Source organism: Streptomyces xantholiticus, assembly GCF_014651015.1.
GTDB classification, from domain to species: domain Bacteria; phylum Actinomycetota; class Actinomycetes; order Streptomycetales; family Streptomycetaceae; genus Streptomyces; species Streptomyces xantholiticus.
In genome coordinates this window covers 13,456-28,712 of record NZ_BMWB01000013.1, presented here as the reverse complement: position 1 = coordinate 28,712, position 15,257 = coordinate 13,456, and the positions used below count along the sequence as shown (strand labels likewise).

The following is a 15,257-nucleotide window of genomic DNA, read 5'->3' as shown; positions in this document are numbered from 1 at the left end:
CGGCAGGTGTGGGCCGCCCGTCATGCAGTGGGCCGGGTATGCGGCCGAAGTGCGCTCCACGGCGGGCGTGTTGAACTGCGGCACGGCCTTGGGCACCGCCAGGACCGCCCTTGTCACGGCAGTCATCGTCCACTCCTGGTGCCGCGCTGCCCGCTGCGCCTGCCGGCACGCGTGCGGGCCCGGGCGGCGGCTGTGCCGCCCGGTGGCCGGCCCCCTGCTGGACCGCCCCGACGCCGGGGGTCCGACAGCTCCGGCTGGGCCGCGGACGCCCGCAGGAGCCTGGCGCGGTGCCGCCGGGTACGTGTACGGGACGGCGCGGACGGCGTCTCCCCGGGTGGGGCGTCGCGTGCGCTGCGCAGGCAGTGGCGCACGGTCTCCGGATCCAGCCCTTCGTTGCACGCCTGGTGCAGCAGACGCGCGAACACGTACTCCGGATCGGCTCGCAGGGCGAGTCCCAGAGCGACCCGTGCGCCAGGCTCGTCGCCCAGGGACCATGACACCCATCCCGCAAGCGTGAGGGTCGCCGCGGCGTGCTCCGTGTACGGCGGGACGCATCTGCGGGAGAGGGCCCGCCATACGCGCAGCGCCAAAGCCGCTTCCTCCCCCTCCATCCACTGCGCCGCCCGGTCCCTTGTCTCCCGGTCCTGCAAACCGAGGATCACGGCCGCTGCCTCGTCAGCCGAGACGAGCCGGTCGTCCGCGGCGTCGGCGCCCGGACCGGCGTCGTCATGAGGGGCTTCCGCCATACGATCCAGCAGACGGCGGGCCAGTGTCACTGTCTCGTCGGCCACCTCCTGCCGTCCCTGTGCCTCGAGGATTCTCGAGGTGAGCGCGGCACCTGCCGCATCCAGCGCCCGCACCTGGTCCTCAGCTTCCGGTGCGGTCGACGGAGCGAACCGCTGCTCCATCTCACGCAGACTGCCGCGCACCCTCATTCCCGCGTACGCGGCCGCGGCGGCCATCACCGATGTGCCGGGCAGGGCGAGCGGCGTGCCGTCGGGCGAGCAGCAGCGGGCGTCCGGACAGCAGTAGGACCAGAAGCGGCCGTCCGAGATGCACAGGGCTTCGTACACCGGCACGTCGAGGGCCCCGCAGGCCGTGCGCAATCGCTGCGCCAGCGGGCGCAGCCGCTCCATGATCTGCTGCCCGCTCTCGCCTTCTGCCGGGTCCTGGCAGAGGAAGGCCACGATGCCGTCGGGGCCCGGCCCTCGGCGCCGGCTGCCCTGGATCAGGCACTCGGCGAGTTGCGAGGCGACCGGGGCCCATTCCCGTGGTGAGCGTGGGATGCCCAGCCGCAGCCGGCCGCCGAAGCGTCCGTTGCCGCCGTGCAGGGCGACGAGGACGATCGAGTCGGTCGGGTGGAACCCCATCATGTACGGGAGCGCGTCGGCCAGTTCGGCGGGGCCGCGCAGGGTGATCTGCTGGTCGGTGCCGGATCCGGTGAGGTCGTGGTGCTTGTTCATGCGACGACGGTCCCGCGAACCCCCGGACGCCGCGACCCCTGTGGATAACGTTATCCACAGGCTCGACGGCGGGTTCGCGGTTTGTCGGTCCCATCGGGTTGCATGGGTGCATGACCAACGCAGACCGCGCGGAGCTCAGGGCTTCCGCCGATTCCGTACTGGCCCGGCTCGTCTCCGACGCATCGGGCCGCGCCCGGCTGCGCGAGGACCAGTGGCGCGCGATCGAGGCGCTCGTCGCGGACAAGCGCAGGGCACTGGTCGTCCAGCGGACGGGATGGGGCAAGTCCGCGGTGTACTTCGTCGCCACCTCGCTGCTGCGGGCGAGCGGCAGCGGCCCCACCGTGATCGTCTCACCCCTGCTCGCGCTGATGCGCAACCAGGTGGAGGCTGCGGCGCGGGCCGGCATCCGCGCCCGGACGATCAACTCCTCCAACACGGAGGAGTGGGAGACGGTCCAGTCCGAGATCGCCGCGGGCGAGGTCGATGTGCTGCTCGTCAGTCCCGAGCGGCTCAACAACCCGGACTTCCGCGATCAGGTGCTCCCCCGGCTGGCTGCGGCGACCGGACTGCTCGTGGTGGACGAGGCCCACTGCATCTCCGACTGGGGCCACGACTTCCGGCCCGACTACCGCAGGCTCCGCACCATGCTCGCCGACCTGCCCGCGGGCGTCCCCGTCCTCGCCACGACCGCCACCGCCAACGCACGGGTCACGGCGGATGTGGCTGAGCAGCTGGGCACGGGAGCGGGCACCGACGCCCTCGTTCTGCGCGGCCCGCTGGACAGGGAGAGCCTGAGCCTCGGGGTGCTGGAGCTCCCGGACGCCGCCACCCGTCTGGCCTGGCTCGCCGATCATCTCGGCGAGCTGCCTGGGTCCGGCATCATCTACACACTGACGGTCGCCGCCGCCGAAGAGGTCACCGCGTATCTGCGCCAGTGCGGTCACACGGTGGCTTCGTACACCGGACGCACGGAGAACGCGGACCGGCAGCAGGCGGAGGAGGACCTGCTCGCCAACCGCGTCAAGGCCCTGGTGGCGACGTCGGCACTCGGCATGGGCTTCGACAAACCGGACCTCGGCTTCGTCGTGCACCTCGGTTCGCCCTCGTCCCCGATCGCGTACTACCAGCAGGTGGGCCGCGCCGGCCGTGGTGTGGAACATGCGGAGGTGCTGCTGCTGCCCGGCAAGGAGGACGAGGCGATCTGGCAGTACTTCGCCTCGGTCGCCTTCCCGCCCGAGGAGCTCGTGCGGCGCACGCTGGACGTGCTGGCGCAGGCCGAGCGGCCTCTGTCGTTGCCAGCGCTGGAGCCGTTGGTGGAACTGCGGCGCACCCGGCTCGAGACCATGCTCAAGGTGCTCGACGTGGACGGCGCCGTGCGCAGGGTGAAGGGCGGCTGGACGACGACCGGACAGCCCTGGTCCTACGACGCGGACCGGTATGCGTGGGTGGCCCGGCAGCGCGCCTCTGAGCAGCAGGCCATGCGGGAGTACGCGCACTCCGCCGGATGCCGGATGGAGTTCCTGCGGCGCCAGCTGGACGACGAGGAAGCGTCGCGCTGCGGCCGCTGCGACAACTGCTCCGGCGCCCGGTTCAGCGACAAGGTGTCCACCGCCGCTCTGGACGCGGCACGTGGCGAGCTCGGCAGGCCGGGGGTCGAGGTCGAGCCCCGCAAGATGTGGCCGACCGGGCTGGCCGCCGTCGGCATCAACCTCAAGGGCCGTCTTGCGGAGGGTGAGCAGTCCTTCACCGGACGGGCGCTGGGGCGGCTTTCCGACATCGGCTGGGGCAACCGGCTCCGTCCGATGCTCGCTCCGCAGGCGCCGGACGGCCCGGTGCCCGACGACATGGCCGACGCGGTCGTGACCGTGCTGTCCGACTGGGCCAGGGGACCGGGCGGTTGGGCCTCCGGGGCCGTGGACGCGCCGCAGCGCCCTGCGGGCGTGGTCTCGATCGCCTCCCGCAGCCGGCCCCGTCTGATCGGCTCCCTCGCCGGCCGTATCGGGGAGGTCGGCCGGATGCCGCTGCTGGGATCGGTCGAGTACGTGCCGGACGCCCTGGACACAGGGTTCTCGCGCACCAACAGCGCCCAGCGGGTGCGGGCACTGCACGAGGCGTTCGTCGTACCGCCACAGCTGGCCAAGGCGCTGGCCGCCGCGGACGGTCCGGTGTTGCTGGTCGACGACTACTCGGACAGCGGCTGGACGCTGGCCGTGGCCTCGCGACTGCTGCGCAGGGCGGGCGCGAAGGGGGTCTTCCCGCTGGTCCTCGCGATCCAGTCCTGAAGCAGGGGTCGTTCGGGACGGAGAGGGGAAGGGATATGAACGTCATACCCACCGAATTCCGCCGGTGGTGCCGAATTGCTCGTTGCCGCATTCCCATGCGCCAGGAAGAATTGGACTGCTCCCCCGCACGGCCCGTTCGCGGTCCCCAAGGGCCATGCCGTGGCGCGCCCTCACCCGACCCTGCCCGCACTGTGGGCGCGTATGCGAAGGGAGGACCGTGACCTTCGGATTCGCTTCGTCCGCAGCCACCTCGATCACCGCATCGGCCAACTCGGCCAACCGCCTTGCCCGGTTGCTCGAGCCGGCCGAGTGGGCAGCGGCCGGCATCCCGCTGCTGCGCAATCCGCGCGAGATCGTCGGCGGACTGCACGCCCGGCACCGCCCGGCCCCCACGACGGCAGTCGTCGCCGTGCTCGATCACGAGGAACGGCTCACGGCCAGCGCGTCGTTCTCCCGACGCGCCGTCCCGGCGGACGGCTGGGAGTTCCGCAACGCGCTGCTGGCCCATCTGCGCCGGGTGATCCCGCACGACCTCCGACGGCGGACGCCCGTGCGCACGGCCGTTCTGCTCTACTGCCGAGAGGGCGACGAGCGGTGGACGGAGGAGGACGGCGCGTGGATGTGGGGCCTGCGGGACGCATGCACGCTGCACGGGCTGCGCTGCGGCGCGTACATCACGCTGACGCGCGGCGGTTGGCAGGTGCTGGGCGAGGGCCGCGGCGGCCGTCACCCCAACTCGACCTCGTCACCCGGTCGTTTGGCCGACGCGGGGACGGACTCCGACCCGGTGCCGATGCGTACGGCAGGCGGCGCCGTGGAAGCGCTGCGGCGCACGGCGGCCCGCTGAAGGCGTCGTCCGCCGGCTGCCCATGACGGGCAGCCGGATCGCGACCGAACCGCAGGATCGTTCGGGCGTGGGTCAGACGCCCGCACCGAGCACGGCGTTGATGCGCTGGGGGTCACCGCAGACGATGAGAAGGACCGAAGCCTTCTTCAGGGCCGCCGGCAGCGCATCGGCAGCGGTGCCGTCCGTGCCGCCGTTGACGGCGACCACCACCACGGGCCGGGCCGCGGCCCGTTCCACCGATGCCGCGTCGGCGTAGAAGACGTCGTCGCAGGCGTCGTGCTGGGCCCAGTAGGCGCTCTCGCCGAACGACAGCTCGTGCGCGGCCCACGGGTGCTGGTCACCCGTGGTGAGCACCAGCACGTCGCCCGGGGCCCGCCCGGAGTCCAGCAGCAGGTCGACCGCCTCGTCGGCGGCGTCCAGCGCACCGCCCGCCGGTGCGGGAACGAGCTGGATCTGCGGCGCGGAAGGATTCTCCGGCCGCGGCGGCTTCGGTTTCCCGGCAGCGGATGCTCGCTGCGCGGGCGGGGCGGGCCTGGACGGGCCGGGGCACGGGTGCCCGGGACGCGGCGAGGCCGCGGAACGCGGACCGGGTACGGGACGGGGGGTCGGCGCGGTGCGGCCGGTGGCCGGAGTGACGCGGGGACCCTGGGCGCTCTCGTGAATCTGAGGCTCCTCGGGAATGAGAGGCATGGGTGGATGTCTATCAAACGCCGGTGCGGACGGCACCGGCGGGTGGCACGAAAAGTGCGACCGTGCTGATGGCGGGGCGAGTTCAGAAGTCGAAGCCGAGCTGGCCCCCGCTTTCCAGTTCGGCCGCCTCCGGGGAGATACGGACCTTCTTGAGATGCCGCCACCGGGGCAGGGCGTCGAGATAGGCCCAGGAGAGCCGGTGGTACGGGGTGGGTCCCAGCTCCCGGAGGGCGGCCTTGTGCACGGGCGAGGGGTAGCCGGCGTTCTCGGCGAAGCCGAAAACGGCGAAGTCCTCCGGTAGTTGCGCCATCATCGCGTCCCGGCGCACCTTGGCGATCACCGATGCGGCGGCCACGGCCACGCAGGACTGGTCCCCCTTGATCACCGTACGCACCTGCCAGGGCACTCCGAGGTAGTCGTGCTTGCCATCGAGGATGATGGCATCGGGGCGGACCGGCAGTCCCTCCAGGGCCCGGCCGGCGGCCAGTCTGAGGGCCGCCGTCATCCCCAGTTCGTCGATCTCCTCCGGAGAGGCGTGACCGAGGGCGTGGGCCGTGACCCAGCCCTCCAGCAACACCGCCAGCCCCTCGCGGCGCTTGGGAGTGATCAGCTTGGAGTCGGTCAGACCGTCGGGCGGCCTGCGCAGTCCGGTGATCGCCGCGCACACCGTCACCGGCCCCGCCCACGCTCCGCGCCCGACTTCGTCGATGCCTGCGACGATCTTGGCCCCTGTGGTGGCCCGGATCGAGCGCTCGACTGCGTGGGTGGGTGGTTCGTACGGCATGGCGCCAGCAAGGGTACGCCGCGGGGATGGCCCGATGGCAACCGGATACGGGTCACGATCCGCCGTCGATCGGCCGGCAGCTGTGCGGGCGGAGCAGCGGGACCATGACCTGGTCGATCATCTGGGCGATGTCCGTGTCCGGCCATTCGCTTCCGCACACCTTCGAGCGGTACATCAGCAGGCCGGGGATCACATCGAGGACCAGTTCGCAGGCCGCGTCCGGCCGGACGTCACCACGGCTCACACCACGCCGCACCACTGCACGGAAGAGCTCCTTGGACGGCTCGACAACCCGATTGACGATCAGGCCCTGGAAGCGTTCGGCCGCGACGGCATCGCACTCGTGAAGGACTGATCGCAGCGCGACCCCGGTACGGGAGAACATCGCGTCCCGCACCCGCCGGCAGACATGGAAGAGGTCCTCCCGGACGCCCCCCTGATCGGCGTCCTGGTCCAGGGGCGGGAGCCCGGCCTCGAGGGCGTCGGCGACGAGGTCCTCCTTCGAGGGCCAGCGCCGATAGACGGCCGCCTTCCCGGTCTGCGCCCCGGCGGCGACCCCTTCCATCGTGAACCCGCTCCAGCCGACCGTGCCGAGCAGTTCCAGGGCGGCTTCGAGGATCGCCCGCTCCAGCACGGGCCCTCTCCGGCGCAGCGGGGCCGACGGAGCCTCTGTGGCACCGGTCCGGCGCGAAGTGGCCATCTTCATATCTCCGTTGGGGACGGGAGGTCCAGTGAACGCTTGCGTTCACTGACGGGGACTCTCTACGGTTTACGGAAAAGTGAACGCCTTCGTTCACTAACTCATATGTGGGGGACCCATGGTGACAACCTCTCAGCTAAGAGCACCCGTTCCACCGGGGGCGGCCCGCCGACAGGGGCGGCCCGGTATCGCGCTCGCCGTCATCGCCGCTCTGCAGCTCATGGTGGTACTTGACACCACGATTGTGAATATCGCACTCCCGCACATCCAGGGGGCACTGGAGTTCACCACCACCCAACTCTCGTGGGTGGTGAACGCCTACACCCTCACCTTCGGCGGGCTCCTGCTGCTCGGCGGCAGGGCGGGCGACATCCTCGGGCGCCGCCGGGTGTTCGTCTCCGGTGTGCTGCTCTTCACCTTCGCGTCGCTGCTGTGCGGGATCGCGCAGGAACCGTGGCAGATGCTCGCGGCCCGCGCACTGCAGGGCGTGGGCGGAGCCATCGCCTCGCCCACGGCACTCGCGCTGATCACCACGACCTTCCGCGAAGGGCCTGAGCGCAACCGCGCCTTCGGCATCTTCGCGGCCGTCTCCGCAAGCGGCGCGGCCATCGGGCTGCTGGCCGGCGGCATGCTCACGGAGTGGCTGGACTGGCGCTGGGTCTTCTACGTGAATCTGCCCATCGGCATCCTGATCGCCGCTCTCGCGCCGGTTTTCATCAACGAGTCCGAGCGCCACCCCGGCCGGTTCGACGTGGCGGGCGCGCTCACCTCGACCGTGGGCATGGCCTCACTGGTCTACGGCTTCATCCGAGCCTCGGAGGACGGCTGGAGCGACGAGCTCACGCTCGGCGCGTTCGCCGCTGCGGTGGTCCTGCTGACGGCCTTCGTACTGACCGAGCGCAAGGCACGCGATCCGATCACGCCGCTGCGCATGTTCGCCGACCGCAACAGGTCCGGCACGTATCTGATCATGATGAGCCTCGCAGCCGCGATGTTCGGCATGTTCTTCTTCATCGTCCTGTTCGTGCAGAACGTGCTGGATTACAGCCCCATCACCTCCGGCCTCGCGTTTCTTCCCGTCACCGTGATGATCGTGATCGCGGCGGGCCTCTCCTCGAAGCTGCTGCCGGTGCTGGGGCCCAAGCCGTTCCTCACCGCCGGGGCGCTGTTCACGGGGAGCGGCATGGCGTGGCTGACCTTCATATCCCCCGACAGCTCCTACGTGGCCGCGGTGCTCTGGCCGATGCTGCTCTTCGGCTTCGGCATGGGCCTGGTGTTCGTGACGGCGACGCTGACGGCCGTGTCGGGTGTGGCGCAGCACGAGTCGGGTGCCGCGTCGAGTCTGCTCAATGCCACGCAGATGGTCGGCGGTTCCCTCGGTCTGTCGATCCTGATGACCGTGTTCGGGACGGCAAGCCGCGACGAGGCCGAGCGGCAGTTGCCGTCCTTCCTCGCCGAGGCGACGCCCGCGCAGCAGGAGGCCTTCGCCAGGTCCCACGAGCTGCCGCCTCCGTGGGGCCACCAGGTGCTCGCCGAAGGCATCGCCACCGCGCTCTGGGCCGGGGTGGGCCTGGTCGCGCTCGCCGTGGTGGCGGCGCTCTTCGTGATACGGGTCCGCAAGAGCGACCTGGAGGCACTCAGCGGGGCGGCGGGGCCCGGCGGCCACGCCGCATGACGCGCCGGGTACAGGCCGTGGTCATGGGGGACGGCCTGTACCCGGCCGCCCCAGGTTGCGTCCGCCGCTGATCCGGCACCGTCCGATGCCGCTCGCGTCAGCCGGCCCGGTCCGCCCCGGGCAGCCAGTCGGGCAGCTGCTCGGTCCGCTCCAGCCAGTGGGCAGGCGGCTGTCCCGCCTTGCTCGCGGCGACGACTCCGCAGGCGATGGCACATGTCGTGTCGACGTCACCGCCCACCTGGGCGGTCGTCCAGAACGCCTGCTCGAAGTCGCCGAGCGACCGCGCGGCGGACCACAACGCGAACGGCACGGTGTCATGGGCACTGGTACGCCGCCCGCTGCCCAGTACGGCGGCGACGGTCCCGGGGTCGTTGTAGTCGAGCATGTCCACGGCCCGGCGCAGACCGGCGCCCACCGCGCTGCGAGGGACCAGGGCGATGACACCGTCCAGCAGCTCCGCAGGTCCGGGCGGTCCCGCCGGGTTCGCCGCCAGGGCGGCCGCCGCGGCCACGGCCATGGCGCCGACCACGGCCTCCCGGTGCTGGTGGGTGGGGTACGAGGAGATCTCGGCCTGGTGCGTCGCCTGCTCCGGGTCGTCCGCGTACCAGGCGCCGAGGGGTGCGATCCGCATGGAGGAGCCGTTGCCCCACGACCCCTGGCCCTTGAACAGCTCCGCCGACAGCTCCCGCCAGTCGCCCCCCTGCCTGATCAGCCGGAGCAGCCGGTTGACCGCGGGGCCGTAGCCGCGGTCGAAGTCGTGATGCTCGGCGAAGGACCGGGCGAGGGCGTCCTGGTCCACGCGGTGGTGCTCGACGAGGACGGCCAGGACGGAGCAGGCCATCTCGGTGTCGTCGGTCCACTGCCAGACGGACGGCGGCAGCTCGCGCCGCTTCAGCAGGGGGTAGTTGGAGGGAACGAAGAACTGGGAGCCCAGGGCGTCTCCCACGGACAGGCCTCGCAGGCTGTCCAGGGCGCGTACGAAGCGCGGGTCGGATGCGGAATCAGCGGTCATCTTCCTGCCACTCTAACCGGTGGCTCCGTACGGCTCCGGGGTCCTCCAGCGCTCGAAGGGCCGGTCGAGGTGGTATCGCCCGTCCTCTCCGAGCTGCAGCGTGCGGGTCTCGCCGTTGGCCGGATTGGAGAGTGACTCGAACTCCGCGACCGACCAGTGGAACCAGCGCATGCAGAACAGCCGCATGGTCAGACCATGGGTGACCAGGAGTACGTTCGGCGGATGATCCGGTGCCACGAAGCTCCGGTGCAGGCTCTCCAGGAACGCGCCGACCCGGTCGTACACGTCGGCACCGGACTCGCCCTGGGCGAAGCGGTAGAAGAAGTGGCCGTACGCGTCGCGGTACGCCTTCTGCAGCCGTACGTCCTCCCGGTCCTGCCAGTTCCCCCAGTCCTGCTCCCGCAGCCTCGGCTCCTCCCTGATCCGCACCAGCCCGGGGTCCAGTCCGAACGCCCGGAACGTCTCAAGGGTGCGGCGGTACGGGGAGACGTAGACGCTGACCCGTTCGCGGCCGAAGAGCTCCCGCAGCCGTGCTCCGGTCTCGGCGGCCTGGGCCAGGCCGGCGGCGGTCAGCGGGAGGGCATGGTCGGGCTCGCGTTCGTACACCGTGTCGTCGGCATTGCCCACCGACTCCCCGTGCCGGACGAGGACGATACGTCGCGGTCGCGCCATACCTCGACCCTATGGCCTGCCCGGGACGGCCGCTGCGGGCGGCCCGTCATACCGTCCAGGACGGTTCCAGGGCGACGACGTCCCCGGCCAGTGCCGCCACGTCCGCCGCCGTCTGGGCCCGCAACAGCAGTCGCTCGACGCGTTCGGCGCGGTACTTCCCGTGCTCGGCCGCCGACAGCCACATGGACATCACGAGGAACTCGTTGCCGGGCGCTTCCCCGAACACGCCCCGCACCATCCCGGGCGACCCCGCCATGGCCGGATTCCACACCTTCTCCTGCATCAAGGAGAAGTGTTCGACCCTGTCCTCGCGGACCCGGCAGTGCGCCACCCTGACCACGTCGGATTCGGTGAACCGCGGTTCGAAGCCCGTCTTGACGTCGAAGCGGTGATCGAACAACTTGGCCTGGGAGTCCTTGTACGTGCCCGCCTGCCCGGACGCGAGCCGGTCGTGGGAGCGCGCCATGAACGAGTCGTAGAAGGCCCGGGTCTCCCAGAAGGCGAAGACGTGGGCAACGTTCGGCCGTATCCTGCTCCACCCTCCGCCCTGCCCCCGGAATCCCGGCTCACCCAGCAGCCCCGCCCATTTCCGCTGCCCGCGCTCGAACCCTCGGCGGTCCACGACCGTGCAGCGAATCCACTTGACCAGCACCGCGCCATCGTACGGCCCGGGACGTGGCCGGGGTCACTCTCTGCGTCACAGCGCCCGCCCGTGGACCCAGGTGCGCCCCCGGGGCGCAGGGCATATCGCCAACAGGTGTCCGCCCGCCGCGATCATCATGACGGCCCTGCATACCAACCGCTGTTCGACCGCCTCGAGTCCGCGCAGCGCATCCTCGTCGCCCTGATGTCGATCTGTTTCGTCTTCCCACTCGCGGGGACCGCACGGCGCTGCCCGTACGTGGACCGGATCGAGAACACCCATCTCATCCGTCAGGTCAGCAGTGAGATCGAGGCGTTCCGCGACGAGGTGGTGCGTCAGAGGCCGCATCCCGCACGGAACGGCTACCGTCAACGCACGTACAGTTTCCGACAGTTACGGGGAAGGAAGAGTGTGAACAGCCTCAACAAGGGCGTCCGGAAGGCAGAGGTGGCCCTCAGGTGGGACCCCAGCCCGCTCGGTGAGTCGCCCCATGATCTCGACCTGGTGGCCGCGACGTATTCCGCGGAGGCCCCATTCGGTGAACCCGCCTACGTCGTGCACTTCGACAGCCGCTCGCCCGACGGCACGATCATCCTGGCCAGAGAGAGCAGGACCGGTCAGGGCTTCGGGGCGGACGAGGTGATGACCCTCGAATTCGACCGGCTGGCGGCGAGGTACGGCCGTGTCGTCGTCGGGGTAGTGATTCAGCAGGGCGACGGCCGCACGGTGTTCGGCGACGTCGTGAACGCCTCCGTGCGCGTCCTCGAAGGACACAGGGAGATCGGGCGGCACGACTTCACCGCTGTCCCGGACGCCACGGCGGCGACGATCGGCGAGTTCGTCCGCGGCGAGGCGGGGGGCTGGACGTTCAGCGGCAGGCTGCTGGGTTTCGACGGGGACCCTCAGACATATCTCACGGTGATGGGCGACCCCGCCCGCTGATCAGGCGCAGAACGTGGAACGCGAGCAGACCCGCAAGGGCGGGGGAGCCCGATCGGCTCTCCCCCCTGACCGGTTCAACCGGTGGTGCCGCGCTCGATACAGGCGAACGAGATGAGGGAGCAGACATGGCCGAGACCGAGAACACACGACTGATGCAGCACATCTTCGCCGGGCTGATGAAGGGGGACGGCCGGCCCCTCGCCGAGAGTCTCGCCGACGACTTCCGCTGGACCATCATCGGCACGACGAAATGGTCCGGGACCTACGAGGGCAAACAGGCCGTCCTCGACGACCTCTTCCGTCCCCTGCTCGCCCAGTTTGCGGACATATACACGAACACCCCCCAACGTTTCATCGCCGCCGGCGATTGCGTGGTGGTGGAGTGCAGCGGCCGCGCCACAACCACGGAAGGGAAGCCCTACAACAACACGTACTGCTGGGTTTGCCACATCAAAGAGGGAAAACTGCAAGCACTGACCGAGTACTGCGATACCGACCTGATAGCCAGAGCACTGGGGGAACCGGGCGACAGGAAGCCTCGGTGATCACAGCGGCCGAGCGGGGAGCCGGATTTCGCCGACTCCCCGCTCTGACCGGTCTACTTCACGCCTGAAGGGCGCTCATTTTCAGCTGCAGCCGCTGGTCGAGCCGCAGCCCTCGCAGATGTAGCAGGAACCGGCACGCTGCATCTTGGTCCCGCAGGAGAAGCAGAGCGGAGCGTCGGCGCTGATGCCCAGCTGCATCTCCACGAGCTCGGCGGAGGTGTGCGCCTGCTGCGGTGCCGGAATCTCCGCCTTCGGCGCGGCGACGGCCTTCAGCTCCTGCTGTACCGGGGCCGACTGCGCAAGGCCCTCCACGTCGAGCTCGTCGTCCGTCGGCTCGTAGGAACCGGTCTCCAGGTGGCGCTGGCGCTCCTCCGCGGAGTGGATGCCGAGCGCGGAACGGGTCTCGAAGGGCAGGAAGTCCAGCGCCAGGCGGCGGAAGATGTAGTCGACGATCGACTGCGCCATCCGCACGTCGGGGTCGTCCGTCATACCGGCCGGCTCGAAGCGCATGTTGGTGAACTTCGAGACGTAGGTCTCCAGCGGCACGCCGTACTGCAGGCCGACCGAGACGGCGATCGAGAAGGCGTCCATCATGCCCGCGAGGGTGGAGCCCTGCTTCGACATCTTCAGGAAGACCTCGCCGAGACCGTCGTCCGGGTAGGAATTGGCGGTCATGTAGCCCTCGGCGCCGCCGACCGTGAACGAGGTGGTGATGCCGGGGCGGCCCTTGGGGAGACGCTTGCGGACCGGGCGGTACTCGACGACCTTCTCGACCGCGGCGCGGATCGTCTCCTCGGCCTTCCCGGCGACCTCGGCCTTCTCCTTCTTCTTCGCGGAGAGGGGCTGGCCGACCTTGCAGTTGTCGCGGTAGATCGCGAGCGCCTTGACGCCCATCTTCCACGCCTCGAAGTAGATCTCCTCGACCTCTTCGACGGTCGCCGACTCCGGCATGTTCACCGTCTTGGACAGTGCGCCGGAGATCCACGGCTGGATGGCCGCCATCATGCGGACGTGCCCCATCGCGGAGATGGAACGCTCGCCCATGGCGCAGTCGAAGACCTCGTAGTGCTCGGCCTTCAGGCCCGGCGCGTCGATCACGTTGCCGTGATCGGCGATGTGGGCGACGATCGCCTCGATCTGCTCCGGCTGGTAGCCGAGGCGGCGCAGGGCCTGCGGGACCGTGCCGTTGACGATCTGCATCGAGCCGCCGCCGACCAGCTTCTTGAACTTGACCAGCGCGAGATCGGGCTCCAGGCCGGTGGTGTCGCAGGACATCGCGAGACCGATGGTGCCGGTCGGGGCGATGACCGAGGCCTGGGAATTGCGGAAACCGTTCTTCTCACCGAGGCGGATCACGTCCTGCCAGGCCTCCGTGGCGGCGGCCCAGACCGGCGTGTCGAGGTCGTCCATGCGGACGGCCACGGCGTTGGCGTCGGCGTGCTGCTTCATGACGCGCTTGTGCGGCTCGGCGTTGCGGGCGTATCCGTCGTACGGGCCGACGACCGCGGCCAGCTCGGCGGAGCGCCGGTAGGAGGTGCCGGTCATCAGGGACGTGATCGCGCCGGCGAGGGCACGGCCTCCGTCGGAGTCGTACGCGTGGCCGGTCGCCATCAGCAGCGCGCCGAGGTTGGCGTAGCCGATGCCGAGCTGGCGGAAGGCTCGGGTGTTCTCGCCGATCTTCCGGGTCGGGAAGTCGGCGAAGCAGATGGAGATGTCCATCGCCGTGATGACCAGCTCGACGATCTTCGAGAAGCGCTCGACGTCGAAGGACTGGTTGCCCTTGCCGTCGTCCTTCAGGAACTTCATCAGGTTCAGCGAGGCCAGGTTGCACGAGGTGTTGTCCAGGTGCATGTACTCGCTGCACGGGTTCGAGCCGTTGATGCGGCCGGACTCCGGGCAGGTGTGCCAGCGGTTGATCGTGTCGTCGTACTGGATGCCCGGGTCGGCACACGCCCAAGCGGCCTCGGCCATCTTGCGGAAGAGCGACTTGGCCTCGACCTCCTCGATGACGTCACCGGTCATCCGCGCACGCAGACCGAACTTGCCGCCCGCCTCGACTGCCTTCATGAACTCGTCGTTGACCCGGACCGAGTTGTTGGCGTTCTGGTACTGGACGGACGTGATGTCGTCGCCGCCCAGGTCCATGTCGAAGCCCGCGTCACGCAGCGCGCGGATCTTCTCCTCTTCCTTCACCTTGGTCTCGATGAAGCCCTCGATGTCGGGGTGGTCGACGTCGAGGATGACCATCTTGGCCGCGCGGCGGGTGGCACCGCCGGACTTGATCGTTCCAGCGGAGGCGTCGGCGCCGCGCATGAAGGAGACCGGTCCGGAGGCGTTGCCGCCGGAGGACAGCAGCTCCTTGGAGGAGCGGATGCGGGAGAGGTTCAGGCCGGCGCCGGAGCCGCCCTTGAAGATCATGCCCTCTTCCTTGTACCAGTCGAGGATCGACTCCATGGAGTCGTCGACGGACAGGATGAAGCAGGCGGAGACCTGCTGCGGCTGGGGCGTGCCGACGTTGAACCACACCGGCGAGTTGAAGCTGAAGATCTGGTGCAGCAAGGCGTACGCGAGCTCGTGCTCGAAGATCTCGGCGTCGGCGGGCGAGGCGAAGTAGCCGTGGTCCTCTCCGGCCTTGCGGTACGTCTTCACGATCCGGTCGATCAGCTGCTTCAGACCGGTCTCTCGCTGGGGGGTGCCGACCGCCCCGCGGAAGTACTTGCTGGTGACGATGTTGACCGCGTTCACCGACCAGAAGTCGGGGAACTCGACGCCACGCTGCTCGAAGTTGACCGAGCCGTCACGCCAGTTGGTCATGACGACGTCACGGCGCTCCCAGACCACCTCGTCGTACGGGTGCACGCCGGGGGTGGTGTGGACGCGCTCGATACGCAGGCCCTTGTTCGCCTTGGATCCCTTGGCTCGGGACCCTCGTGCCGGGCCGCTCGTCGTCTCGGTCATGCCGCCTCCCATATACGGGCAAAAACGCCCTGAAGTGCCCAGAT

The 15,257-nt window shown here is 69.9% G+C and carries 13 protein-coding genes; 5 read left to right on the top strand and 8 right to left on the bottom strand.

Translation table 11 applies throughout. The annotated features are described in order from the left end of the window. Positions 1-122: 122 nt before the first annotated feature. On the bottom strand, positions 123-1,463 hold the full coding sequence (locus IE198_RS19720; RefSeq protein WP_189888395.1) for a DUF4192 domain-containing protein: 1,341 nt from the start codon (positions 1,461-1,463) through the stop codon (positions 123-125). 110 nt (positions 1,464-1,573) lie between these two features. Here IE198_RS19720 and IE198_RS19715 point away from each other — a divergent pair, with 110 nt between their 5' ends. Both IE198_RS19715 and IE198_RS19710 read left to right on the top strand, forming a co-directional pair. Further along, positions 1,574-3,745: a RecQ family ATP-dependent DNA helicase gene (locus IE198_RS19715; protein WP_189888393.1), complete on the top strand. Its 2,172-nt coding sequence runs from the start codon at positions 1,574-1,576 to the stop codon at positions 3,743-3,745. A 217-nt stretch (positions 3,746-3,962) separates the two neighbouring features. Continuing rightward, a complete protein-coding gene (locus IE198_RS19710; RefSeq protein ID WP_189888391.1) occupies positions 3,963-4,592 on the top strand; it encodes a hypothetical protein in 630 nt (209 codons plus the stop codon). Between the two features lie 72 nt (positions 4,593-4,664). Here IE198_RS19710 and IE198_RS19705 read toward each other — a convergent pair whose 3' ends face one another. The 3 genes from IE198_RS19705 to IE198_RS19695 all read right to left on the bottom strand — a co-directional run bounded on the left by IE198_RS19705 (position 4,665) and on the right by IE198_RS19695 (position 6,766). After that, complete coding sequence (locus IE198_RS19705; RefSeq protein WP_189888389.1) at positions 4,665-5,282, bottom strand: hypothetical protein; 618 nt, start codon at positions 5,280-5,282, stop codon at positions 4,665-4,667. 82 nt (positions 5,283-5,364) lie between these two features. Next, the gene (rnhB, locus tag IE198_RS19700; RefSeq protein ID WP_189888387.1) at positions 5,365-6,066 is read right to left on the bottom strand and encodes a ribonuclease HII; all 702 of its coding nucleotides are present in this window, start codon (positions 6,064-6,066) and stop codon (positions 5,365-5,367) included. A gap of 52 nt (positions 6,067-6,118) precedes the next feature. After that, positions 6,119-6,766 (bottom strand): TetR/AcrR family transcriptional regulator, encoded by a 648-nt coding sequence (locus IE198_RS19695; RefSeq protein WP_189888385.1) that lies wholly within the window; start codon positions 6,764-6,766, stop codon positions 6,119-6,121. Positions 6,767-6,887: 121 nt separating this feature from the next. Here IE198_RS19695 and IE198_RS19690 point away from each other — a divergent pair, with 121 nt between their 5' ends. Beyond that, complete coding sequence (locus IE198_RS19690) at positions 6,888-8,441, top strand: MFS transporter (protein WP_373299908.1); 1,554 nt, start codon at positions 6,888-6,890, stop codon at positions 8,439-8,441. Between the two features lie 97 nt (positions 8,442-8,538). Here the strand turns inward: IE198_RS19690 and IE198_RS19685 are convergent, their stop codons facing one another. The 3 genes from IE198_RS19685 to IE198_RS19675 are packed head-to-tail and all read right to left on the bottom strand — an operon-like array spanning position 8,539 to position 10,777. After that, positions 8,539-9,453 carry an ADP-ribosylglycohydrolase family protein gene (locus IE198_RS19685; protein ID WP_189888381.1) on the bottom strand — a complete coding sequence of 305 codons (915 nt, stop codon included), beginning with the start codon at positions 9,451-9,453 and terminating at the stop codon, positions 8,539-8,541. 12 nt (positions 9,454-9,465) lie between these two features. Next, positions 9,466-10,125, bottom strand: a complete 660-nt coding sequence (locus IE198_RS19680; RefSeq protein WP_189888380.1) for a histidine phosphatase family protein — start codon at positions 10,123-10,125, stop codon at positions 9,466-9,468. 46 nt (positions 10,126-10,171) lie between these two features. Further along, positions 10,172-10,777 (bottom strand): YdbC family protein, encoded by a 606-nt coding sequence (locus IE198_RS19675; protein ID WP_189888377.1) that lies wholly within the window; start codon positions 10,775-10,777, stop codon positions 10,172-10,174. 105 nt (positions 10,778-10,882) lie between these two features. Between IE198_RS19675 and IE198_RS36380 the strand changes: the two genes are divergently transcribed. Both IE198_RS36380 and IE198_RS19665 read left to right on the top strand, forming a co-directional pair. Beyond that, positions 10,883-11,710 (top strand): TerD family protein, encoded by an 828-nt coding sequence (locus IE198_RS36380; RefSeq protein ID WP_308426834.1) that lies wholly within the window; start codon positions 10,883-10,885, stop codon positions 11,708-11,710. Positions 11,711-11,835: 125 nt separating this feature from the next. Then, positions 11,836-12,255 (top strand): nuclear transport factor 2 family protein, encoded by a 420-nt coding sequence (locus IE198_RS19665; protein WP_189888375.1) that lies wholly within the window; start codon positions 11,836-11,838, stop codon positions 12,253-12,255. 81 nt (positions 12,256-12,336) lie between these two features. Here IE198_RS19665 and IE198_RS19660 read toward each other — a convergent pair whose 3' ends face one another. Further along, positions 12,337-15,213: a vitamin B12-dependent ribonucleotide reductase gene (locus IE198_RS19660; protein WP_189888373.1), complete on the bottom strand. Its 2,877-nt coding sequence runs from the start codon at positions 15,211-15,213 to the stop codon at positions 12,337-12,339. Positions 15,214-15,257 lie beyond the last annotated feature (44 nt).